Below are 21,881 nucleotides of genomic sequence, written 5' to 3' on the forward strand. Positions count from 1 at the left end.
TAGTTCACCTATATTCCAACCATCATCGTGAATTTGTTCAAACATAAACTGACTATCTTGAAAAGATATGAAAACAAATTTATCTTCAGCACGTTCATATTCAATTTTAAATCCTAATTCACTATAAAATTTTTTAGTCCGACCAATATCAAAAACTGATAATTCAGGAATCATCCTATTAAAATCCATATTCTCTCCTCAACAAATTTAGATTTATCTATTCTTATAGTTTAGTAGCATTCCATCACAATATTTTAACGCTTGTAGTCATTTACTTTTTAACTTCAAATAACTTAACATCTTTATTTGAATACTCCTCAAGTATATTTTTTGTTACCGGTATAATACAAAAAAACTGGCTTTGACCCAACGAGAAATATGTATATATTCCATCATTTCCTCTATAAAACAACGCATATGGTGCTTCATTTTGGTCGTACCATTTATCTCTGGAGTATTATATCCGATATCCATAGCATTAGAGTAAATTTCTTTAATTTCGTCATCTTGAATATAAAATTAAAATGATATAATCAACTAACGGTTTTAGTTTCTTCTTCACATCAGTCCCCTCATTCATGTGCATTATATAATTTATTCAAAAATAATTTACTGGACTGCTTTAAAATTTATTTATCTATCTTAACATTATATCATTTTTAGGTATTTTTTCTATATCAGCTTCCCACGGTGCTTGAAAGTCCCCTAATAAAGTTAAAACATCTTCCCTTTTTGAATTCCTATAATTATCTTTTGTTCTCTCTTTTTTCTTTTCGTATTTTTTCTGTTGCTCTTGCTACTTTTTAATCTGTGCAATTACACTTGGTTTCTCTCCACGCTTGATTGCCTTGTCAGGCTCGTTCCAATCATTGAGATTTACTTTTCTTGATTTATAGTTTCCACTTTTAAGTTTTATCTTTTCTCCGTTTTTATCAAGGATATATTCTTGTCGAGGACGAAATCTTCCGGCTAAGGGAGCAGAAAGAAAAAGCTGCCGTCGACAGACACAGCCACGAGGAATCCATGAAGCGGATCAAAGAACTGCAGGACTTCATCGGCCAGCATGCAACCGAGGTCACAGACTTCGACGAGGAGCTTGTTAGATGGCTCATCGAAAAGGTCACCGTTTTCACCGACCACTTTACGGTCGAATTCAAATCCGGTGTAAGCGTAGATATTACAGAATAAGAGCAAGCTTCCCTTGGGATTAACCGTAAGGTCGCTTGCTCTCTTTCATTTGTAATCTATATTTTTTTCACTTGTCGGTATCCATCCCAGCATTTGCAAGGAAGTCTTTTATCTTTTTCTCAAATTTGTCGGCCCTAATCAATGCTAACCCTTCATTCTCATCTCCAAGAATCACCAGCTTGCATCCGCCGGTCAGCCCGAACAATTCCCGCGCTTCTTTAGGGATCACGATCTGGCCACGTTCGCTTATTGCGACTGCCCCGAATATATGCTTACCGGCAGGTGTCGGTGCTAAAGGCGTATTCTCTACACGATGTTCCCGGATCAGACTGTCAATGGTGACCCCATAGACATCAGCCAGAATGGCGCACTTCTCTATATCCGGTATTGTCTCACCGCTCTCCCATTTTCCATATGCCTGACGGGAAATATCTATTTTCTCTGCTATTTCCTCCTGTGAAAAGCCTTTTAATTTTCGCAGCATAATCAGATTCTCTTTCAGCAAACCAAATTCCTCATTTCTGTAATGAATTAACTGACTGGATATAAAAATCGCTATGAACGGTATGTATTACATGATCACTTGTATCTGTCTCCACAAGACTGCAATTTTCTCCGATGTATGAAACGGCACGCTCTGCCTGTTCACGCGATGCGGCGCACAGGTAAGTTCCGTCATAAGCCACCTGTTCTTTTGCATGGATGTACACACAAGGAACTTCAATATCCGACAGAATATCTTCATGCTTTAAACCATGATTCCAGCTCAAGTCGTAAAACCGTTCCCCATATGCAAAATCATACTCTCTTGCATATTCAAACACAGACCATATGGAAGAAGGAAGGAATCCGATCTTTACGGCTTTATCAGGATGCTTGTCATGATACCCCTGGGCATAATTTGCAATACCGGGCATCGCGTTTTTCATAAACAGCTGTCCCCAGTAACAGTGACGGAGGTAATAAGCTTCCCAGCACTCCGTCTTGTCTGACTTATTGTATTCATGCAAAGACTTAAACGTGTCCTTATAGGCAAAGCTGTCCTCCCAGCCTTCTCCCTCCGTCGAAAATATCGGAGGATCTTCAAGCACCACGCCAGCAATGTTTTCACCGCCGTATGCCGCAACATATGCCGCCGTGATGGCTCCGTTAGAATGCCCTGAAACAACTGTAGGCTTCCCGATGACATTGTTGATAAACCAAATCAGATCGTCGCCGTTCACATCAAGATAATAGAGGCTTTCATCATGTGATGATTCACCATGTCCGTATACATCGACGGCGTAAATATGCCAGTTCCTACTGAGCTCGGGCATGACAAGCGCATAGTCTTCCCAAATGCTCATCTGTCCGTGAATCAGGAGAAGCGGAGGTTTGTCATTCTCAACCTCTCCATAATTGATGTTACTGCCTGTCGGTAATGTGACCTGCTTTTCAGCAACATGAACTTCCTTCAACGCCTTTTCATATTTGTCATACCAATGAATATTTCGATACCAATATATCCCGAATGCTATACTAGCTATGGCGACAATAATCAGGATAATTATTAAAACGATTTTTACCGCTTCCATTTCGCTCCCTCTTTCAGTAGTTTCTATACTAAGTTTACCCGAGGGCGTGCGTTGTTTCCACCAACCAAACGTGACATATTTATATGACTTTTGTCATCTTTGGTTGCATATCAGCAAGCATTCGTGTGTCTTCTATAATTTCCCGACATCTATCCTGAACACTCAATAAACCCCTGACCCTTGACATCAAGACTACCGTCTCCACGTGTGATGCTAGCAAACTTCTATATTATAGAACGAAAGGGATAGAGTTATTATTTAAAATTAAACTTTATAATGAAAATACTTATAAAAAAGTAGATCATTTTTAAAAGTGTCCTACTTGTATTATTTTCATTTAAAAAGGGATAAGCCCTCAACACAAGTGGGTCTCTCCTACGTTTGCGGGAAGGACAGGATAGAAATGGCGTCAAATCAAGGTTTTATTTTTGAAAATTTACCAGAAAATACTCAGTTCTTTTTTACTTACAATTATCTTAATAAAAAAAGAACTTGCCTGTCAAACGTTCATTTATATCATCTTTATCTATCTTAGTTATAATGTTTATCAAATCTGATTTGAGCATTTCTTTTTCCTTATCTTATTTATTCAACTAATAAATAATCCAGAGGGGTAAAAACTAAGTTTCAAGATAAATGAATTAAATATCCCCAAAATAAAACGCATAATATCAGTTTTTTCAATGCCAGACACTATACGCTTTTACCCAACCTCTTTAAATTCGTTATCTTTCATATCGATTAATTTCTTGATGCTCCCAGTCTTTCTCTTCAACTTTTTTGATGTCAAAATCCTTTGAATCTTCGTTGTAAACTACGAAATAGTAGTTACCAGAAGGGTGATATTTTCCGATGATGATGTCATCTTTGAGATTATCGATTTTGTAATGTTCTTTAGGGAATTTGCGGATATATTCGACATCTTCGACGATTTCTACTTTTGGTGTTGTAATATTTGCAATAAGCGCCTGCAAAAATATTAAAAGTATAACACCAATAACAATACCAAGCATGACATTTTTGTTTAGTTGTATGATTTATTTCTTTTTGTGTTTACACAACTTATTTTACACTACCTTGATAAACTCAACTCAATGCTTGGTTCAGTTATTCTAACGAAAAATTTTCCTGTAAATTTTTATCCATATTTTTATTTTCTCCATGTGTTTGACATTTGTGCCTGTCTCTTTCATCTAAATTCTTCATACAAACCTTGGATAGAAATTCTTTAATATTTCACTGTATATTAAACTTTTATTTTGATTACTTTTTCATGTCTATTTCTCAGTATTAACTTGTCTGTATTTTCACTCAGAATTTTTGGAGTGTGGTTAGCAATATTATCCGTTAGTTTATCAGTTCCATATCCCACGCCATAAGACTTAATTTCATCAGAAGTTGCAAATCGGTATTTAATAGAGTCTTTATCTATGAGATTTCTGAATAACTCCTCTTGATTATCTGTTAATCTAACTTCAACAACATCTGCTAAAAGTAACTCATAATGGTTAAATACATTGCCATATTCAACATTCGTCATATGTCTTCCACAATATTTATACGATAAATCTCCAAACTCATTTTTATCTAAAATACTTGTTGAAAATACTTCCTCAAAAAACTCTCTGCTAAGGTCATTTATATTCTCTCTATATGGGGTTTTATCAAATCTTTTCACAAATTTCCTCAAATATTTACTCTTAACCAATAATCTATAATCTCTTTCTGTGATTTTATCTACTGGAATTCGATTATCATTCTCAACTGGAATATGTTCTGCTAGATAGTTTGCTTCTTCTATTTTGAATTTGTAAGCACCACCGACTGGCTGATATTTTTTTGTTCTATTATTCTGCACTAAAAAATATCGACCATCAATTTTTATTCTGTATAAGTAAGCAAAAGAAATTCTAATATTTGTATCTTTTTTTATTAAACCAGCTCTTAATAATTTTCGCTGAGTCGATTTCCAATTCTTATTATCGGTCAAATCAACAATGCTTGGAAAAAGATATGGAAGCAGAAATCCTGCTACTAAACCTCCTAAAGATGAACCAATAGAATTTTCATTAATTTCAAAATAGATTATGCATAGTATTCCTATAATACAAAGAATTAATAATGATAGCATTTTCAATATTTTTGTGCTGTAACTATATTCTCTCAAATCAACTTCCTCCAATGGGAACATCTACATGTCCAATACCAACGCATACCCCGTTTTTTATCAAATAGCATTCAATATAATGTTCACCAATGAATTTGGAATTCTCTGTAATTTCATTGCCTCTGTTATCTTGAATTTGACCACGTATATCATTACGACGTTCTGCTTCAGTCCCTACATTTAAAACTTTCCATAAAATCTTATCGTAGGACGGACAATTAGTATAGCCAATTTTACATTTAATAGAAAAGTTATGCGGTATAAATCTTTTAAGTTTCGGTGTAAATTTATCTAAATAATCTGAAATTGGCATTACTGAGAAGCCGTTACCAGATACTTTACAATCAATTGTTACATCATATTGTTCATAAATGGGATACATATTTTCAATAAATTCTTCCGTATCATCAAAATCGTACGCTTTACTTACACTATAACTTTCTTTTACTGTTGACGAATATAATTCATTCCAATAAGAGTGATTAAAGAATTTCGACCAAGCATTTATAGCATCTTTATACGTGCAATCTTCATCAAATAGTATTTCTAAATTCTGCAAATTGCTTTCTAAACGACTTTTCCAATTTCTCATTCTTTGATAGTCAATTTCTCGAGTTACTAATGGTCTTCCATTGTCTACTGGAGCTGCAATCTCCAAATATAGACTCAAACGTTTTACAATAGCTTCCATAGTATAGTAGAATATTTCATCTAATCGAGAATAATTTGAGTTAAGTGTTTCGGCACTTAAGATGGTTTGAATTAAACCACTGGGCATGTTCGCCCAAGTTTTTCTTGATTTGCAGAACATTTTTGATAATCTAATGACTTTCCTTAAGTCATCTCCTGCATTTTTTATTTCTTCGTTAAACCACTCTTCTAGGGCCTTAATATGCCTAACTGACCACTCTGAACCAGCATGTTCGTAAATATATTCATCTTCCCATGAATACTCTTTATATCTTTTAAAAAGGGCAAAATCTACATGATAACCTGTTGAGATATACTTTAAACGTACACAACTTGTTTTTACCTCAGGTTCTTCTGCAAATTGTTTAGTTTTTCTTTCTAATGCGTCTGCGACTATATTTCTGGTTGCAAGAGGTCCTAAATTATTGAGCTTATCTGATTCAAATACTATACCAACATCTATATCATAATCACTTTCGTCGTTTTGTGTAATAGTGTGCATAGCCATGCTACCTTGAATTCTTTCCTCAGCAATTTTATAATCTTTATTTTTTTCTTCGTTATATTCTATCAATCCATCCTTTAGTCTCTTGATATTCAATTTTCGTTTTTTCCTTAATTCATTTTGTTCCTTTGCTGGCAACACAACCTTTGTTCTATAAAATTTATTAAATTCTTTTGAACAATCATACATTTATCATCCCTCCTTTTATTACTATTTATTGATTTTTCGTGAAGTTACTTTATTCATTATACTCTACAGGTATTCAATGCCATAGACCATAAAGCTCATCGAACCAAAAAAATTAATTAGCGATTAACTTTTGATATACTTAAATTCTATCAATCATTTCTTGTGTCTCCACACTCTATATCAATTACTACAGAAACGTTGATATAGTTTTTAATCTCTTTATTTCTGATTTTTTCCCCTCATCAGTAAAGACGATATACTTGTAAAAGTGCTTGAAATAAAGGATTTCTACGTATCTGCTCGTTGTAGCAACACTACGCACTCCACATGTGGTGCTAGCAAACTTCTATATTGTAGAATGAAAGTGAATGAATCAACATTTAAATAACACTTTTGAACGAAAAGTATACTGTCTTATTCCAAACACCCTAATAAAAATGAGTAAAACTGTTTGAAAGTTATTTCATAGTTTCTTATACAACTTACTACCAATTCTCCCGCTGGGGTTCAATTTTGATATCGCCATAGTTGCTTGGCGAGTACTTGCTGTCATAAATGCTACACCAATCTTTCAAGACTTTCTGGTTGACGACTTCGTCGTAGTAAGAATCCAAGTCCTTGGCAGAGATACCATACTGCTGATCCATCTCATAAATCGCTTTACCGAGATCTTCATGCGCCACAAAGTTAGTTAAAACAGGATCGCTATAACTCAGACTCTTCACTCTTCCAGCAGCTGCCATCTGGCTACTTAAAGCACTAAAAAGTTGCTCCGTACTGCTGGTTGTCCTCATCTTATCAAAGGCATTGACCTTATTCTTCGTATCCTGAACATACTTCCGAGCTGTCTGGGTATTAGTATAGAAGGTGCTGCTTAAGGGAGCACTCAGACGATAGAGACTCGAAATACCATCATAGATACTCTTGAAATCTGAAGCTCCGCAATATCGACATAAAATCCCATTAGCCTTCCTCCTAGTGAACATAAAAAGCGAGGAATCAATATCTATTCTTCAATCTCCAAATTCATTTTCTTCGTCATCCAAGACTACTTCCCCTGAACTTTCCCATTCTTCTTTTGTGATTTCGCCACTTTGATACATGAAGTTTTTATTCAATTCAACTAAAATATCATCAAAGTCATCAAAACAATCGATTATCCCCCTAATCCCAGTTAATAGATTATAGAAAGCAATAGTGTAATCTGAATTCTCTGAAGAGGAAATTGTAGTAATGTCTATCTTGTTAAACAATCTTAATCCTTCATAAAAACGATCTTCATATTTTTTTAGAAAGATATTTATCGTATTGTCTATATCTCTGATACTTTCTTCTCTAAGTAGCACACCTTTATTATTCTCATTAAGAATAGTCAATCGTTTCATTACATCTTTTAACTCTGAACTAATCATTTTAATCTCCTTCCAGAAGCTAAATTAAATTTTTTACTATTAGAAGTTCCATCAAGATTAAGAACATCCTTTACTTTACCTCTTTTATTGAATACCTCAAAATGATCTTTATGCAGACCTTCTAAGTACAACTTATCTCCTTTTTTCAAAATATCATCTATATCTTTAGTCACCTCATAAACACTTTGCCCTTCATATTGTTTCTTCGTCTTTCTAAGACTGTCCCTAATCTTTTTTCCAAAGTCTGTCTCAAAAAACTCAGACATATTATTGACAGCTTGTGTGACTCGCTCCGCCCTACCAGAACCACCTACTCCTCGTACTACATCACTTCAGACTGTTAGATTTATACTTCACTCGAAAATTCAAAAAGGACGAATATCAAGTCTTTTGTAAACCCTGAAACGGTGGGCTTTATCCCTTTCTCTCCAGCAGTCCTACAACCTCGATATGCGCAGTCATCGGGAACATATCCACGGGTTGCACGTACTGTGCCTCGTAGCCTCGTTCCTTGAAGTGTACAAGGTCGCGAGCAAGTGTTGCTGGGTTACAGCTTACGTAAACGATGCGTTCAGGTCCTGTTGCACACGCCGCTTCGATAAAGGCAAGGTCGAGCCCTTTGCGCGGTGGATCCACGACAATCACCTCTGGCTGGATGCCTTCTTCCTTCCAGCGTGGCATGATTTTCTCAGCCGCACCCGTTTCAAAGTGCACATTCGTCACACCGTTCAGTTTCGCATTTTCCTTGGCCATCACAATCGCATCATCTACGATTTCCATGGCATAGACTTTTTTGGCATCACGGGCAAAGGCCAAGCTCATCGTCCCGATGCCGCAATACGCATCCACGACCGTCTCGCCGCCCTTCAAGTCCGCAGCGTCGATGGCTTGTTGATAAAGCACTTCGGTTTGCACGGTATTCACTTGGAAGAACGAACGTGCGCTAATCTTGAACGTGAATTCGAATAACTTCTCTTCGTACACGTCTTCCCCGAATAGCACCTTCGTCTCACGTCCCATGATGACATTCGTTGGCTTTGGTTGGATGTTTTGCACGATAGACACGACTTCCGGATGCGCCGCCGTAATGTCTCTTACAATCGCCTCCGCTTGCGGTAACCCCTTTGTTCTCGTCACGAAAATAATCATCACTTGTTTCGTACGTAGACCTCGGCGCACAATAATATGCTTCAAGTCACCAGTATGGTTGCCCTCATCATACGCCACCACTGGATACTTTCTCAAAATATCCCGCACGGCCACAATCAAGCGGTCGATTTCAGGGTCTTGAATATGGAAGTCTTCAATCGGAATTAAGTCATGTGAGTTCTTCTTGAAGAAACCTGTCGTCAACTGACCGTCTACCGTACGCACTGGAATTTGCGCCTTGTTACGGTAGCCCAGCGCACTCTCCATCCCAAGAGTTGGACGTACTTCTAATTCTGGCATCTTCGCGATTTTCGTCATCACATTTTTCACTTGATGCTGCTTGAATGCCAGCTGGCTCTCATAGGTCATATGTTGCAACGGCATTGTCCCCACACGTGTTCCGAGGGCGTCTTTCACTTCTACACGGTTCGGACTCACTTCCAGCCACTCCTCCACACGCGCGTAGCCATAGCTTTTTCCAATCTTCATCGTCTTCACACGCACGACTTCACCAGGAATACTATTCTCGATAAATAGTGGGAATCCATCCACCTTCCCTACCCCGAGTCCTTCATGCGTTAAATCCTCGATGGTTACTGTATAAAATTCGTTTTTCTTCATTTCTGTTCCTCCAGAGTTTATCACGTTTATTATACCGTCTTTTAGCACAAATAAAAAGGCAATCCCTCCATACAAAAAAGCTACTCTAACCATGTCAGAGCAGCTTCACTATTACCATAAAATTCCTTTGTAAGAGAGTGTAATCGCCATTGCCAGAAGCAAGTAAAATCCGATAAACATCCATTTCATTTTCACACAAAGAGCCACATACTCCCGAATGAACGCAGAAGGAATATAATAGCTCGCCGTTGTACAGCCAAGTCCATCCCCTTGCATGCCAATCATCTTGGCGTAGGTACTGGTTCGAAAGACATGATAGTCGTTCGTTACAAATAAGAATCGGGGTTCTTTGAGGATTGTTTCCCCTAATCGTTTAGAGAACAATAGATTCTCATAGGTCGTTCTCGACTCTTCTTCGAGCAATACGGACTCTCTTGGAACATCCGTTTCTTCCATTAAGTAATTCAAAATCGCCTGCGCTTCAGAAATTTTCTCATCGGCTCCTTTTCCGCCACTTGCGATTAGTTTAATATTTGGATTTTTGGATTTTTTAAAGGCCTCGACCGCCTTATCAATCCGACGTTTTAAAAGCGGCGTTACTCGTTCTCCGTCTAATAATCCAGCACCGTGAATAATGATGAAATCATATTGTTTTCTCTTTGGAATAAACACATACAAAATCGAGTAAAATAGGAATCCAAAAAAGGCAAACCCAAAAATAACATAGGAGTAGATAAAAAAGATTAAGAATATATTCAGCCAGTGATTTTCATAAAAATACTGATTATTGAGCGCACGAATAATGATCACGCCAAAGAATAGTAAAATCAAAAAGCCCATTCCAAGCGATAAGAAATTCGACTTGGATTTTCCCTCACGCTTTAGAAGAACGATTCCGTTATAAATAAAGAAAAAGCCGCTTAGGAAAATTAAAAAGGGCACGCCTAAAAATCCTACCATTAACACGAGAAGATGTCCTGCTTCGCTTCCAGATTGATAGACCGCTTGAACTACTGATAAATACCCAAAAAACACCGCAATAATAAGGAGTGCTGGGTTCCATAAACTGCGATTATCTCTCCACATGGAAGCGATCAGAGCCACCAATACCACTCCAGTAATAAGATAGATTGCCATTTTCATTCCTCCAATTCTACTCTTGTATTATAACAAACTCCCAAGAGAAACGATAATCTGACAAGAAATGAAGTGGAGTGCCAACCGTCTTAGAAATTTTGAGGTTTCAACTGAATATCTACCTCATACCCGTTTTTGTAAGCTAGTTCAATCAACGTCGATAGATTAGGCGTGCCTTCCCCACGCTCCAACCTATCCAACCTAGCCAGCGCTGTCCGTTTAAACCCTACTTTCTTTGCATATTCCTCTCTGGATAAATTACTTTCCATTCTAAGACGAATGATACGGAGTACAGCCCTATGTCTCGCCAATTCTTTCGCTACATCCTCTTTAAAGTTCGGATAGCGCGATGCAATAATCGAGAATGTCTCTTCTCTTAAAGAACTCACTACCATTCACCCCTTCCATAATATCTTCTACTTCGAAAACCAGATACATAATTCCTTCTTCTTCGTCATAATCTCCCCATTTTTCAATCATCTCTGGAGTAACACCTTCTTCTTCAATCAGTTGTAAAATCGCTGCCCCCTTTACCATTCTCCCATACGGCATCTCCAGTAACTCTTCAAAGTTCTGCTTTGTAAATTCACGTTTATACCTCATAAATACACCTCCATTTTCTTGAGTGTAACATTTTTGTTACGTAACAAAAATGTTACATCTTGCTTTTTTTGGATACTTTTTTGCTCCAAAAAAGCCTATCATTCTCATGTTTTTTATGCTTAAACATCAACTAAAAAAGTTGCTTTCCCACAGTTGTAGAAAAGCAACTTTGTCATTCGCTAATTCATTGTGCCGTTTATTTTAACATACCATCTATTCATGTAAACTTTTGGAAAAAATAGCTAATTCACTCTGAAAAATCATGAAATGCAAAAAGAGCAGCTTTGCTTTATGAAGCAAAACCACTCTTTTTGAAGTTGTTTGTTTTAGTTTTGAGCTTTTGGTTTTAATAAGAAGAAGTTTAACACGATGAGCACCGCTATCCATGCGATTGGAACGAGCATGCTTTGGAAATTCAACGTGAATTCTTTGTCTAAGAAGAAATCGATGAAGTTCCCCATGAATGTGTAATGAGCCACTTTTGAAATAGACTCATTAAATTGAGAGAACATCGGTAGAAATGCAACAGCCATCATCGGAATGACTCCATTCACTTGCGCTTTTGCTTGAGTATCGGTTACAGCCCCCACCAGTAAATTCACTAAGATAACACAGATTGCAACGCTTGTCATTACTACTCCATATTCCACTAGATGATTTGAAAGGTTCACATTTAAAATAAGCGGGAAGCTCACAATCGTAATGCAGCCAAGGAGAACTGGATAGAATAAAATAGAGATTAAATACTCCGCTGAGTGAATTCCACTAAGGAATAAAGTTTTCAAATTCTTTTTCTCTTTTTCTTCCGCCAACATAATTGTAATCATGGTTCCCATCGATATACTAAACGCGAGCGGTAACATAATAAACAAAATTTGAAGAGATTTACTTGGGTCATGATCTGGGTTTAAAAATCTGTCATAAAGGACGAGTAACGCATATGGGAAAATAATTTGGAACAGCATTGCTCCATTGCTTAAAATCATTTGAGTACGTAGCCAAATTAAGGCGCTAATTCTTCTAATCATTTAATTTCTCTCCTGTCAATTGAATAAAGATTTCTTCAAGGGTTGGTTCCATCGAGTGCATCATTTCCACTGTTGTTAAGTCTTGCTCTTTTAACGCTTCAAAAGGTACTACTTTTTCAGTATGGTCTTTAAACGTTACTTTCACTCGTTTTTCTTTATTGTATTTTTGAATAATATCACGTGGGGTTCCAATTTCTACTAAATCTCCTTGGTTAAGCAAGGAAATGCGGTCACACATCTCGGTTGCTTCCACCATGTCATGCGTTGTAAGGAAAATCGTTGTTCCACTTTCCTTCAGCTCGTTTAATAATCGGTGAATTTTTTGAGAGGTCATTGGATCTAAACCACTCGTTGGTTCATCTAAAAAGAGTAATTCTGGTTTGTTGAGAAGCGCTCTTGCTAGAAACATTCTTTGGCGCATCCCTGTAGAAAGTTTTTCTGCAATCACCTTTTTACTATCCAGAAGTCCTACTTGTTCTAATACTTCATCGACTCGGCTATTTGGAAGTCCATATATTTTTGCATAAACGATGAGGTTTTTCTCGAGGGAAAGTTTTTCATAATATCCACTCGAATCGCCGACTAAACCGATATGCGCTAAATCTTCTGGCGCTAAGTTCTTCGTTTCTTTTCCAAGGAGTTCCGTCGTTCCTTCATCAGCTTTCAATTGCCCTGTTAGAATATTAATGAGAGTTGTCTTCCCGGCTCCACTTGGTCCTAAGAAGCCAAAAATTTCTCCTTTATCGACATTGAATTCAATTTGGTTTAATGCTGTCTTGTTTCCAAAACGTTTGCTAATTTGATGTACTTTAATCATGGTCTGCCTCCGTGCTTGTTCTTGATGATTTAACTTTATCAAAAACCAAGGTCACTCTGTAGGCCCTTCAGTCACGAAGTACCATGACTAAAGTCACGATAAAAAATGTCGACAGAATTTGACAACTTCTATCAAAGAAATAGGAAAATATCCGTTTCTTTCAGATATTTTCGGAACCCTTTTCATTATTGTTATAAAAGCAATTTGCGCCCTTTACTTTCCAACGGATTACGACTATAATGCAGGTAGAGAAAGGGGGTAACGATTATGAACGTACCTACACTAGAATCACAACGTATCACTCTTAGGCCCTTTCACGAAACTGACATGGAGATTATCAAGTCTTTGCTAAACGATCCTTTAGCAACATCTAACCTTCCATGGGTATCTGCACCGTCTCACTTAAATGCAGAGAACTTTTATACACGACTAATCGCGAATTCTCCGTACTTTTTTATCATTGAAATGAAGAATTACGACCTTCCAATTGGCTTTATGAAAGTCTCCACAGAGCAAAACAATCTAATGGATTTCGCATTATTGCAAGAATACTGGCAACGTGATGTTTTGATTGAAGCTTTTCAATTAATCCAGCCGTACCTTGTTCAACAAGGAGTTCCGAACCTCTTAATCCAAATCGCAAGTGACCATAAAGACTCTTGTGATTTTGCCAAACGTACTGATTTTTTATATGAATACTCGTATACAATTGAAGATGGAAGCACGGTCCGTCTTTATCAGAAGATTCTTAATCCTGAAAAAGCTAGATTTAGTCCAGATATGTGGAAAGAATATTCCGAACACTTTATCGAAGCCATTTAGATGAAAAAGCACCGACTGGAATCCCAGTCGGTGTTTTTTCGTTAATTTATTTTCGAAAGAATTTCCAATATGCTGAATAGGGAATAATTGTCGCAAATAGTAGAAAAAATTTGTTAACATACATATCTGCATTGCCTCTAAAATCAAAATGAATAGGTATTGAATCTGGTAAAAACAAGCAAATAATATAAATAACTATTACCATAAAAACAAGCACAAGTATATCTTTCACTGCTCTATTTTTCATTTTTTATCCCCCTTTTAAATAAAATTGGATTGACTCATTTTGCGATACATCATCAAACTCATCACTACTAACCCCATCGATATGATTGGCAGAACATAAATCATTTGAAGATGGAATATCCAATTGAGGAATATTGGAATCATTAAAGAAATGAACCCCAAAAGTGCCGTTACAATAACAGGTAAGCTCTGTTTTACAATGATCATTTCGTTATCCCAGTCATAATTTGGATATTTTTTATTAAAAAATATTCCCACTATTGTTATAAAAACAGAATAGCATACAGGTACAAAAACAAGATTAAAGAATTGCATCCTATCCATCTCCACTTTAAAGAGAAAAATAAGAATCGAAAGCATGTACCCTATAAAGTGCAGTGTAAGCGTCAAAGCTATCTTCGCATTTAGGATGGTCTTTATCTTTACTGGAGAAGTTTGTAATATCCATATATTTCTACCCTCTAAAGAAATTGATGACGCAGCAGGACAACTAAGTGAAAGCATCGAAGCAATAAAAAGAGGAGCAAAAGTAGCAATATATTCTGTTATATTTTCCACCCCTGAACTCTCTTTAATTTGCTCCACAGAATTGAACAATAAAAAGATGCTAAATGCGCACAATAAAACCACTCCAAGTCCTGCGTTTAAGACCGTCATATACGAGCTAAAAAATCTTCCCATTTCCTTTTGATACAAAGCTAAGAACACGGATTTTTGCTGATAAGAAGTGCTCGAACAGACATATTTTGTCTCCCTTCTAGACAACAAGTGCAGTTGACTAAAGTTTTTCGAAACAATTTTTATAAAAGCTACAAAAACCACTATAGAAAGAAAGATAAATACACTCATTCCTACCTCGCTCTGTATTTGCTGAACAAAAAGCTGAGAAAGAGGATATAATTGCATGATTTGTTTTGCAAGAATGATTCCTACGCTACTGCCTTTATCTCCAGAATTCATCGCTATTGCTGCAAAAAAGCCGATACCTCCAATAGCTAAAAATGCGAATAGAATGGACATATACTTTTTGTGTTTAAATCTAGACGAAGTAACCACTATCCCAATCCCCATTATAGAGGCGAGACACATCGGAATGAAAGGAACCATAAACATTGAACAAAAATAGAGAACAATAGAGAAAACAGGTTGTCCCTCGTTTTGTATCCAAATTATTCCACCCGGTAACGTAAAAACTATTCCGATTAAGACATTTAATATGTAGATAAACAAGAATTTGCTAGTAATAATATCTGAATTCTTTATAGGTAAGGATAAAAGTATATCCAAATCTCGACTATCAAATAGAATGCTATTGGAATAGAAGATGGTTAAAAAGAGGATTGAAAAACTAGAAACTGATACCATATATGCAGGAATTAATTCTCCCTGACCCATCTGCACTAATGTTTCGGCGGTAAGTAAATTATATACTGCAACAAATAGAAACAAAGTCAGTATTCCAAAAAAAGAGATAGCAATGGACGTTTGTTTTTTACTTCCTCTTTCTTTTATCTCATTAATAGGAATGAAATTATTCAATTGAGCTTTCATTAAAGTCATCATTTTGCTCATAATCTTGTACCTCCATAAAAAATGATTCTAGTGACTGATTCCCTTTAACTTCATTCGTATCCCCGCTACAAATAATCTTTCCATTTTTTATCACAGCAATTTTATTACATAATTTTTCCGCTACATCTAATACGTGAGTAGAAAAGAAGATGGCACCTCCTTCTGAAACACACTCTTTCATTATTTTTTTTAACTCAAAAGCTGCTTGAGGATCCAATCCGACAAATGGCTCATCTAAAATTAATAATTTTGGTGAATGGACCAATGCAGCAATAATAGCAGTCCTTTGCTTCATCCCATGCGAGTAGGTTGAAATGACTCTAGATAGGTTTTGGGTCATATGAAATACTTCTGCATATTTTTTAATTTTTTCTTCTCTGATTTCTGTTGGAACCTCAAATATATCTGCAATAAAATGGATATATTGAGCACCCGTTAAATGTTCATATAAATCAGGGTTATCTGGAATATAAGCCATCATTTTTTTGCATGCAATTGGATCTTTCTTAATCGAATGTCCTCCTATCATAATTTCTCCGCCATCAAAGTCATGGATGCCGACTACCGCTTTAATCGTCGTCGTTTTACCTGCACCATTCGCTCCAATAAAGCCGTATATATCTCCTGAGTGAATAGATAAAGAAATACCCTCTACTGCTTTCTTTTCCCCATAACTTTTAGTGAACTTTCGGATTTCTAACATATTAATACCTCCTATTGACAAATTGTCAGTTTTAGTTTTAAATTTTACCGATAGCACAATTTCTTACGCTATCGGCACTATAATTTCAATTTAATCGAATAAATTTTTGGCGTTTAGAGTTCTCTCTAAAATAATTCTATAGGCTCTTAAATAATCGTCCAATGATTCTTTGTCACTATATTTCATACTCATATTATTAGAGACAAACACATAAGCTGTCATCAAAAATTCCGCTGTCTCCAAAGGATATTGAACCAAAAAGGATTGCTCTTCTATCCCTTGTTGAATGATTTTTTCAAAATAGATTGTCAATTTTTTGATGAGTTTATGAGATAATTTATCAATCATATAGCGATTTTCTTCTAAATCAACGGTCTTTTGTAATTCAGTCCCCTCGACGGAAATACGTTCTGAAGAAATAATTGTTGCTTCAATAAATCCTCTTACTTTTTCTATTGCAGATTTATCTTTTGAAAATGTAATCTGATAAATATCTTTTAATAATTTCTCCGAATACTGTTCGACAAGACAATATAAGATATCTTCTTTATTTTTAAAGTGATAGTACAATAACCCTCTTGATATATTGACCTTGTCCACAATATCTTGGGTAGTTGTATTTGTATACCCTTTTTCCATAAAGAGCTGCATTGCTGCATTCATAATTTCTAAACGGCGCACTTCCGATTCTTTTGCATCTCTCATATCTTCCCTCCTAAGGACATCATAACTCTAAACTGACAAACTGTCAATTTTGATTGTTTATTTTTAATACAAGAACAAATCCCAAATGAAACAGATGCCTAAGAAAGTTCTTACGGATTCTATAGGACCTCTTCACAGTGCGAAGGTTTCGTAACGTAACAATAAGTTGAGATTCCTTTATTCTCTTACCAACAAATTCAAAGCATTCACACAAATTAGAGCACAAATAAAATAGATGATTACGGAGTAACTTACGGATTCTATAGTAATGGAAATAACGTGTGTAACCGAAATGAATTAGGGCGTCTGTTGATTTTATCAACTTGACGCCCTTTGAAGTTCGGTAGGCAAAGAGACCTCGGCTCTTGCCGGTACAGTTATTTCCATTACTATAAAGATATCCTTAAAAGCACGATCTAATCCTAGGAGCCCTATCCTCTTACCAACAAATTCAAAGCATTCCCACAAAATAAAAAGCACAAACTAAATAGTGATTACGAAGTATCCTAGGGGATTTATAGTAGCAGTAACGTGACTAAGCATTAAAACGAATAAGAGGGCGTAGGATTTTTAATCCATACGCCCTCTTTGAGGCTTTAAAGGTGAGAGACTCGAAGAGGCTCGAACCGGTGCAACGTTACCGCTACTATGAAAATCCCCGTAGGGATACGAAGTAAACATCTAATATTTTTATTTTGTTTGAAATGCTTCGAAGTCGAATGCTTCGCCTTTGATTTTGTCCGGTAAGATGAGCGCGATTAAAATACCGATAATCGCCGGTCCCATCCATCCCAGTGACAAGCTTTGCAACGGAAGAATTTCCAACGCTTTTACTAATCCTTCTAATTTCAATGCAGAAGCTACACTGGAAACCGTTGAAATAATTGTTGTCAACGCAACTGTTAGCTGCATTCCACTCTTCGAGAACGCCACTTTCTTATTCACTAATACGAAGAACGCAATCACAACCGTAATTGGATATAAAATCATCAATACTGGAAGTGAGAACGCAATAATCGTTTGAAGTCCAAGTGTCGCAACTCCAAATCCGATGAATGTAAATATGGTCGCATAGACTTTATAAGAGAAGCGCGGGAAGGTTTCTTCGAAGAACTCCCCTACAGATACGATTAATCCTACTGTTGTTGTTAAGCAGGTAATAACGACCATCACCGCTAAGAAGGCTTGTCCGAATGTCCCGAACAAGTCACGTGAAGCCATGGTTAATACGTAAGACCCTACGTTCAGTGTTGAATCTTGTGCTAGGGCACTGGCTACGTTGAAATGATTTCCAAGGAAGGCAAGTCCGATATACAATACGCTGAATCCAATCGCTGTTACAAATCCCACACTCATGATGGTATTCATGTATTCTTTTTTAGAGTTGAAATGGAACTCTTTTAATGTGTTTACGGCAACGACTGAGAAGGCTACGGCTGCTAAAGCATCGAGTGTGTTATATCCCTCAACAAAGCCATTCCCGAAAGCCGTTGATGTGGTTAGATTTGTTTGTCCTGTTAATTCTGGTGACGTTTGCCCATATTTAAACGCACCAACGACCACTAAGATTAAAATTAATCCTGCAAAAATCGGTGTTAAGATTTTACCGATGCTGGATAAGAGTGATGAACGGTTATACGCTAAGAAAAAGGCTACCGCAAAGTAAATCGCTGCGTAAATTAGAAGCCCTGAATTAGAATCCGGCAAGAACGGTGCTATCCCGATGTTGTAGGATACCGTTGCTGTACGAGGAATCGCAAAGAAAGGTCCAATGGATAAATATAATACTACTAAAAATGCCAATGAGAAGATTGGATGAATCTTTTCGTCCAATTCTTTTTTGAATCCACCATTAATCACTGTTCCAATTAATAACGTTCCAATCGCCAGCCCCACTCCAGATACAATAAATCCGATGACTGCTGGCCAAAATTGCTCAGCAGATTGATAGCCTAAGCTTGGCGGAAAAATTAAATTACCTGCTCCAAAGAAAAATCCAAAAAGAAGCAGCCCTGTTAATACACCTTTTTTCATTTGTCCTCCTTCTAAAAAAAGACCCTTCAAATGCCTTTCTTCGCATCCGAAGGGTCCCCTTTTTATTTATATTCAATTAAGCTACGGTTGAGCCATTTGGCATTCCTTCTGGTGCAAATACCACTTGAAGGACGCCATCTTTTTCAGCCGAAAGAATCATTCCTTGGCTGATTTGTCCACGCATTTTACGTGGTTTCAAGTTCGCAACAATCACGACTTTCTTACCGACGAAAATACTTGGATCTGGGTACCATTCCGCAATCCCTGAAAGGATTTGACGGTGACCGCCAGCATCTCCAGCGTCTAAGCGGAATTGAAGCAATTTGTCTGCCCCTTCCACTGGTCCACATTCGATAACTTCTGCGACTTTTAATTCGATTTTGTCGAAGTCGTCGTACTTGATGCTTTCTTTTTCGCTTGAAAGTTCCACTTCTTCTGGGTTCCAGTCAGTGTTTGCTTCTTCGACTGGTGCTCCACCCATTTTAGATTGGATGTAAGCCACTTCTTCTTCCACATCTAAACGTGGGAAGATTGGTTGACCTTTTTCAACCACCTTAGTTCCTTCAGGAATGACACCAAATGTGTGTAATGAAGGGTAATCCATTAACGCGCTGTCCGAAATTCCTAATTGAGCCAAGATTTGGCCAGGAGTTTGCGTTAAGAATGGTTGTAAGGCAACGGCAATAATTCGTAAGCTTTCTGCTAAGTAATTCATTGTACGTGCTAATTCTTCTTGGCGTGCTTCATCTTTCACAGCGGCCCATGGAGTTGTTTCGTCGATATATTTATTTGTACGAGAAACGAATTTCCAGATTGCAGCAAGTGCTACTGAGAATTGCATGTTTTCCATCGCTTCTTCGACTTCCACAATCATCGCTTTTGAAGCATCGACTAATTCTTGGTCAAATGTTGAAACCGGTGCAGTGTATGCAGGAATGGTTCCATCGAAATACTTATTAATCATCGCAACAGTACGGTTTAATAAGTTTCCTAAGTCATTGGCTAAGTCATAGTTAATGCGTTCTACGAAAGATTCTGGAGTGAAAATTCCGTCAGAACCGAATGGCACTTCACGTAATAAGTAGTAACGAAGTGCATCTAAGCCGTAACGTTCGATAAGAGTGTTTGGATCTACCACGTTTCCTTTTGATTTAGACATTTTACCGTCTTTCATCAATAACCATCCGTGTGCGAAGATTTTCTTCGGTAATGGTAAATCTAACGCCATTAACATAATTGGCCAGTAAATCGTATGGAAACGAACGATTTCTTTTCCGATGAAATGCACATCTGCAGGCCAGTAACGGTTGAATAATGTTTCATCGTCGCTACCATATCCTAGTGCTGTAATGTAGTTTGATAAGGCATCAATCCATACATAAACCACGTGTTTTGGATCGTTTGGTACTGGAATCCCCCAGTCAAATGACGTACGAGAAACCGCTAAGTCTTCCAAACCTGGCTTAATGAAGTTATTAATCATCTCGTTTTTACGTGATTCTGGTTGAATGAAATCTGGATGTTCTTCGTAATATTGCAATAAGCGGTCAGCATATTTGCTCATTCTGAAGAAATAAGATTCTTCTTTGACAAGCTCAACTTCGTGTCCACTTGGCGCAACCCCACCAATCATATTTCCTTCAGCATCGCGGTATACTTCGACTAATTGTGTTTCTGTGAAGTATTCTTCGTCGGATACAGAATACCAACCTTCGTATTCACCAAGGTATATGTCTCCATTATCGACAAGCTTTTGGAAAATCTTTTGAACAGCTTTCGTATGGCGTGGTTGAGTCGTACGAATAAAATCATCGTAAGAGATATCTAACTCTTTCCACAAATCTTGAATGCCGAAAATGATTTTATCGACGAATTCAATTTCTGAAACGCCTGCTTCTTTTGCTTTTTCTTGGATTTTTTGTCCGTGTTCATCTGTTCCTGTTAAAAAGTAAGTGTCAAAACCTTGCAATTTTTTGTAGCGGACCATTGCGTCACTGGCTACAGTTGTATAGGCATGACCAATATGTAAATTACCACTCGGATAGTAAATCGGAGTCGTTAAATAGAATGTTTTTTTGTCTTCAGCCATGTTGGGAAGAGCCTCCTTGAAATTCTTTAAACATAGGGTTAGTATACCATACCTATCAAAAAAATACGAGAAGTGAAAACAAAGTGGAGCGCGATTGGGATGTAAATTGTACTTAGATTCAATTTGGGTTTTCTGGAGTTGGGTTTGTGCTGATGATTTCTTAGAATCCTTGCGGATTCTTTTTATAATCGCTGTTACGGGGCACCGGTGCAAGCCTGTAGTCTTGCCCCTTCGAAGCTTCAAACGCGGAGTACGGGACACGTCCCTACTCCGCCTAAGCACAGTGGTTGAATGGGATGAGCTACGCTATATCTAGCTTGCTCATTCCTATTCAACTTTGTGGGGGAAAGAAAACGAAATATTGTAAATACATTAATGTATTTACAGTATTTCTGTCTTTCTCCCTCACATTCGATGCGATTCCCCGTTACTGCGATTATAAAATCCGCAAGCTTCTCCGAAATCTTCTATATAGAAAGGCTTGAAATCCAACTGAATTGAGTTTATTTTTTTCTGCTCCACATTATTTTCTCGTATTTTTTGGGTGGTTGGAAACATTAGAAGGCAAGGAAACTTCAAGAGAGAATAGAAAAAAGAGAAGGGGGAGACCTTCTCTTTGGGTGGAGATAA

22 protein-coding genes and 1 pseudogene are annotated in these 21,881 nt (G+C 37.1%); 2 read left to right on the plus strand and 21 right to left on the minus strand.

What is annotated here, in order from left to right; genetic code table 11:
• Nucleotides 1-189, minus strand: a pseudogene (locus tag ADH99_RS04895) (VOC family protein); the annotation flags it as partial.
• A gap of 834 nt (nt 190-1,023) precedes the next feature.
• On the opposite strand from ADH99_RS04895, the gene ADH99_RS04900 reads away from it, so the two are divergent.
• Nucleotides 1,024-1,188 (plus strand): hypothetical protein, encoded by a 165-nt coding sequence (locus tag ADH99_RS04900; RefSeq protein WP_049555063.1) that lies wholly within the window; start codon nt 1,024-1,026, stop codon nt 1,186-1,188.
• 67 nt (nt 1,189-1,255) lie between these two features.
• Here ADH99_RS04900 and ADH99_RS04905 read toward each other — a convergent pair whose 3' ends face one another.
• The 14 genes from ADH99_RS04905 to ADH99_RS04970 form a co-directional block, all read right to left on the minus strand.
• Nucleotides 1,256-1,672 (minus strand): helix-turn-helix domain-containing protein, encoded by a 417-nt coding sequence (locus ADH99_RS04905; RefSeq protein ID WP_049555064.1) that lies wholly within the window; start codon nt 1,670-1,672, stop codon nt 1,256-1,258.
• A gap of 31 nt (nt 1,673-1,703) precedes the next feature.
• Nucleotides 1,704-2,762: an alpha/beta fold hydrolase gene (locus tag ADH99_RS04910; RefSeq protein WP_049555065.1), complete on the minus strand. Its 1,059-nt coding sequence runs from the start codon at nt 2,760-2,762 to the stop codon at nt 1,704-1,706.
• A 725-nt stretch (nt 2,763-3,487) separates the two neighbouring features.
• Nucleotides 3,488-3,775, minus strand: coding sequence for a hypothetical protein (locus ADH99_RS04915; RefSeq protein WP_005607674.1), 288 nt, complete (start codon nt 3,773-3,775; stop codon nt 3,488-3,490).
• Between the two features lie 233 nt (nt 3,776-4,008).
• Nucleotides 4,009-4,929: a hypothetical protein gene (locus ADH99_RS04920; protein ID WP_039849245.1), complete on the minus strand. Its 921-nt coding sequence runs from the start codon at nt 4,927-4,929 to the stop codon at nt 4,009-4,011.
• Between the two features lies 1 nt (nt 4,930).
• Nucleotides 4,931-6,313, minus strand: a complete 1,383-nt coding sequence (locus ADH99_RS04925) for a nucleotide-binding domain-containing protein (RefSeq protein ID WP_049555066.1) — start codon at nt 6,311-6,313, stop codon at nt 4,931-4,933.
• Nucleotides 6,314-6,798: 485 nt separating this feature from the next.
• Entirely contained in the window at nt 6,799-6,960 is a 162-nt protein-coding gene (locus ADH99_RS10455) for a TipC family immunity protein (protein WP_259912642.1), read from the minus strand.
• 366 nt (nt 6,961-7,326) lie between these two features.
• Nucleotides 7,327-7,725: a hypothetical protein gene (locus tag ADH99_RS04935; protein ID WP_004262746.1), complete on the minus strand. Its 399-nt coding sequence runs from the start codon at nt 7,723-7,725 to the stop codon at nt 7,327-7,329.
• Complete coding sequence (locus tag ADH99_RS04940) at nt 7,722-7,991, minus strand: hypothetical protein (RefSeq protein ID WP_049555067.1); 270 nt, start codon at nt 7,989-7,991, stop codon at nt 7,722-7,724. The genes ADH99_RS04935 and ADH99_RS04940 overlap by 4 nt, the downstream gene beginning before the upstream one ends.
• A 148-nt stretch (nt 7,992-8,139) precedes the next feature.
• The gene (gene rlmD, locus ADH99_RS04945; RefSeq protein WP_049555068.1) at nt 8,140-9,495 is read right to left on the minus strand and encodes a 23S rRNA (uracil(1939)-C(5))-methyltransferase RlmD; all 1,356 of its coding nucleotides are present in this window, start codon (nt 9,493-9,495) and stop codon (nt 8,140-8,142) included.
• Between the two features lie 111 nt (nt 9,496-9,606).
• Nucleotides 9,607-10,626: a YdcF family protein gene (locus ADH99_RS04950; protein ID WP_049555135.1), complete on the minus strand. Its 1,020-nt coding sequence runs from the start codon at nt 10,624-10,626 to the stop codon at nt 9,607-9,609.
• A gap of 95 nt (nt 10,627-10,721) precedes the next feature.
• A complete protein-coding gene (locus ADH99_RS04955) occupies nt 10,722-11,027 on the minus strand; it encodes a helix-turn-helix domain-containing protein (RefSeq protein ID WP_082160260.1) in 306 nt (101 codons plus the stop codon).
• Nucleotides 10,963-11,235, minus strand: coding sequence for a hypothetical protein (locus ADH99_RS04960; protein ID WP_049555070.1), 273 nt, complete (start codon nt 11,233-11,235; stop codon nt 10,963-10,965). Before ADH99_RS04960 ends, ADH99_RS04955 begins: the two co-directional genes overlap by 65 nt.
• Nucleotides 11,236-11,561: 326 nt before the next feature.
• Complete coding sequence (locus tag ADH99_RS04965) at nt 11,562-12,263, minus strand: ABC transporter permease (protein ID WP_049555071.1); 702 nt, start codon at nt 12,261-12,263, stop codon at nt 11,562-11,564.
• Nucleotides 12,256-13,080, minus strand: a complete 825-nt coding sequence (locus tag ADH99_RS04970) for an ABC transporter ATP-binding protein (RefSeq protein WP_005607705.1) — start codon at nt 13,078-13,080, stop codon at nt 12,256-12,258. The genes ADH99_RS04965 and ADH99_RS04970 overlap by 8 nt, the downstream gene beginning before the upstream one ends.
• Nucleotides 13,081-13,347: 267 nt before the next feature.
• On the opposite strand from ADH99_RS04970, the gene ADH99_RS04975 reads away from it, so the two are divergent.
• A complete protein-coding gene (locus ADH99_RS04975; protein WP_049555072.1) occupies nt 13,348-13,902 on the plus strand; it encodes a GNAT family N-acetyltransferase in 555 nt (184 codons plus the stop codon).
• Between the two features lie 46 nt (nt 13,903-13,948).
• Here ADH99_RS04975 and ADH99_RS04980 read toward each other — a convergent pair whose 3' ends face one another.
• From ADH99_RS04980 to metG, 6 genes are all read right to left on the minus strand, one after another.
• Nucleotides 13,949-14,149 (minus strand): DUF1648 domain-containing protein, encoded by a 201-nt coding sequence (locus ADH99_RS04980; protein ID WP_049555073.1) that lies wholly within the window; start codon nt 14,147-14,149, stop codon nt 13,949-13,951.
• Nucleotides 14,150-14,163: 14 nt separating this feature from the next.
• Nucleotides 14,164-15,720, minus strand: a complete 1,557-nt coding sequence (locus ADH99_RS04985) for a putative ABC transporter permease subunit (RefSeq protein WP_049555074.1) — start codon at nt 15,718-15,720, stop codon at nt 14,164-14,166.
• Nucleotides 15,680-16,423: an ABC transporter ATP-binding protein gene (locus ADH99_RS04990; protein WP_049555075.1), complete on the minus strand. Its 744-nt coding sequence runs from the start codon at nt 16,421-16,423 to the stop codon at nt 15,680-15,682. The genes ADH99_RS04985 and ADH99_RS04990 overlap by 41 nt, the downstream gene beginning before the upstream one ends.
• 90 nt (nt 16,424-16,513) lie before the next feature.
• Nucleotides 16,514-17,128, minus strand: coding sequence for a TetR/AcrR family transcriptional regulator (locus ADH99_RS04995; protein WP_049555076.1), 615 nt, complete (start codon nt 17,126-17,128; stop codon nt 16,514-16,516).
• 690 nt (nt 17,129-17,818) lie between these two features.
• Nucleotides 17,819-19,162 carry a branched-chain amino acid transport system II carrier protein gene (gene brnQ, locus ADH99_RS05000; protein ID WP_049555077.1) on the minus strand — a complete coding sequence of 448 codons (1,344 nt, stop codon included), beginning with the start codon at nt 19,160-19,162 and terminating at the stop codon, nt 17,819-17,821.
• A 76-nt stretch (nt 19,163-19,238) separates the two neighbouring features.
• Nucleotides 19,239-21,296 carry a methionine--tRNA ligase gene (gene metG / locus ADH99_RS05005; RefSeq protein ID WP_275452438.1) on the minus strand — a complete coding sequence of 686 codons (2,058 nt, stop codon included), beginning with the start codon at nt 21,294-21,296 and terminating at the stop codon, nt 19,239-19,241.
• Nucleotides 21,297-21,881 lie beyond the last annotated feature (585 nt).

The organism is Granulicatella sp. 572.rep1_STHE, from assembly GCF_001073445.1.
GTDB lineage: Bacteria > Bacillota > Bacilli > Lactobacillales > Aerococcaceae > Granulicatella > Granulicatella adiacens.

Bases quoted from the DNA above. Each gene is read 5' to 3' on its own strand.
- ADH99_RS04900 (WP_049555063.1), top strand. From the start codon at position 1,024: ATGAAGCGGATCAAAGAACTGCAGGACTTCATCGGCCAGCATGCAACC.
- ADH99_RS04905 (WP_049555064.1), bottom strand. From the start codon at position 1,672: ATGCTGCGAAAATTAAAAGGCTTTTCACAGGAGGAAATAGCAGAGAAA.
- ADH99_RS04910 (WP_049555065.1), bottom strand. From the start codon at position 2,762: ATGGAAGCGGTAAAAATCGTTTTAATAATTATCCTGATTATTGTCGCC.
- ADH99_RS04915 (WP_005607674.1), bottom strand. From the start codon at position 3,775: ATGCTTGGTATTGTTATTGGTGTTATACTTTTAATATTTTTGCAGGCG.
- ADH99_RS04925 (WP_049555066.1), bottom strand. From the start codon at position 6,313: ATGTATGATTGTTCAAAAGAATTTAATAAATTTTATAGAACAAAGGTT.
- ADH99_RS10455 (WP_259912642.1), bottom strand. From the start codon at position 6,960: ATGGATCAGCAGTATGGTATCTCTGCCAAGGACTTGGATTCTTACTAC.
- ADH99_RS04935 (WP_004262746.1), bottom strand. From the start codon at position 7,725: ATGATTAGTTCAGAGTTAAAAGATGTAATGAAACGATTGACTATTCTT.
- ADH99_RS04940 (WP_049555067.1), bottom strand. From the start codon at position 7,991: ATGTCTGAGTTTTTTGAGACAGACTTTGGAAAAAAGATTAGGGACAGT.
- rlmD (WP_049555068.1), bottom strand. From the start codon at position 9,495: ATGAAGAAAAACGAATTTTATACAGTAACCATCGAGGATTTAACGCAT.
- ADH99_RS04955 (WP_082160260.1), bottom strand. From the start codon at position 11,027: ATGGTAGTGAGTTCTTTAAGAGAAGAGACATTCTCGATTATTGCATCG.
- ADH99_RS04960 (WP_049555070.1), bottom strand. From the start codon at position 11,235: ATGAGGTATAAACGTGAATTTACAAAGCAGAACTTTGAAGAGTTACTG.
- ADH99_RS04965 (WP_049555071.1), bottom strand. From the start codon at position 12,263: ATGATTAGAAGAATTAGCGCCTTAATTTGGCTACGTACTCAAATGATT.
- ADH99_RS04970 (WP_005607705.1), bottom strand. From the start codon at position 13,080: ATGATTAAAGTACATCAAATTAGCAAACGTTTTGGAAACAAGACAGCA.
- ADH99_RS04975 (WP_049555072.1), top strand. From the start codon at position 13,348: ATGAACGTACCTACACTAGAATCACAACGTATCACTCTTAGGCCCTTT.
- ADH99_RS04980 (WP_049555073.1), bottom strand. From the start codon at position 14,149: ATGAAAAATAGAGCAGTGAAAGATATACTTGTGCTTGTTTTTATGGTA.
- ADH99_RS04985 (WP_049555074.1), bottom strand. From the start codon at position 15,720: ATGAGCAAAATGATGACTTTAATGAAAGCTCAATTGAATAATTTCATT.
- ADH99_RS04990 (WP_049555075.1), bottom strand. From the start codon at position 16,423: ATGTTAGAAATCCGAAAGTTCACTAAAAGTTATGGGGAAAAGAAAGCA.
- ADH99_RS04995 (WP_049555076.1), bottom strand. From the start codon at position 17,128: ATGAGAGATGCAAAAGAATCGGAAGTGCGCCGTTTAGAAATTATGAAT.
- brnQ (WP_049555077.1), bottom strand. From the start codon at position 19,162: ATGAAAAAAGGTGTATTAACAGGGCTGCTTCTTTTTGGATTTTTCTTT.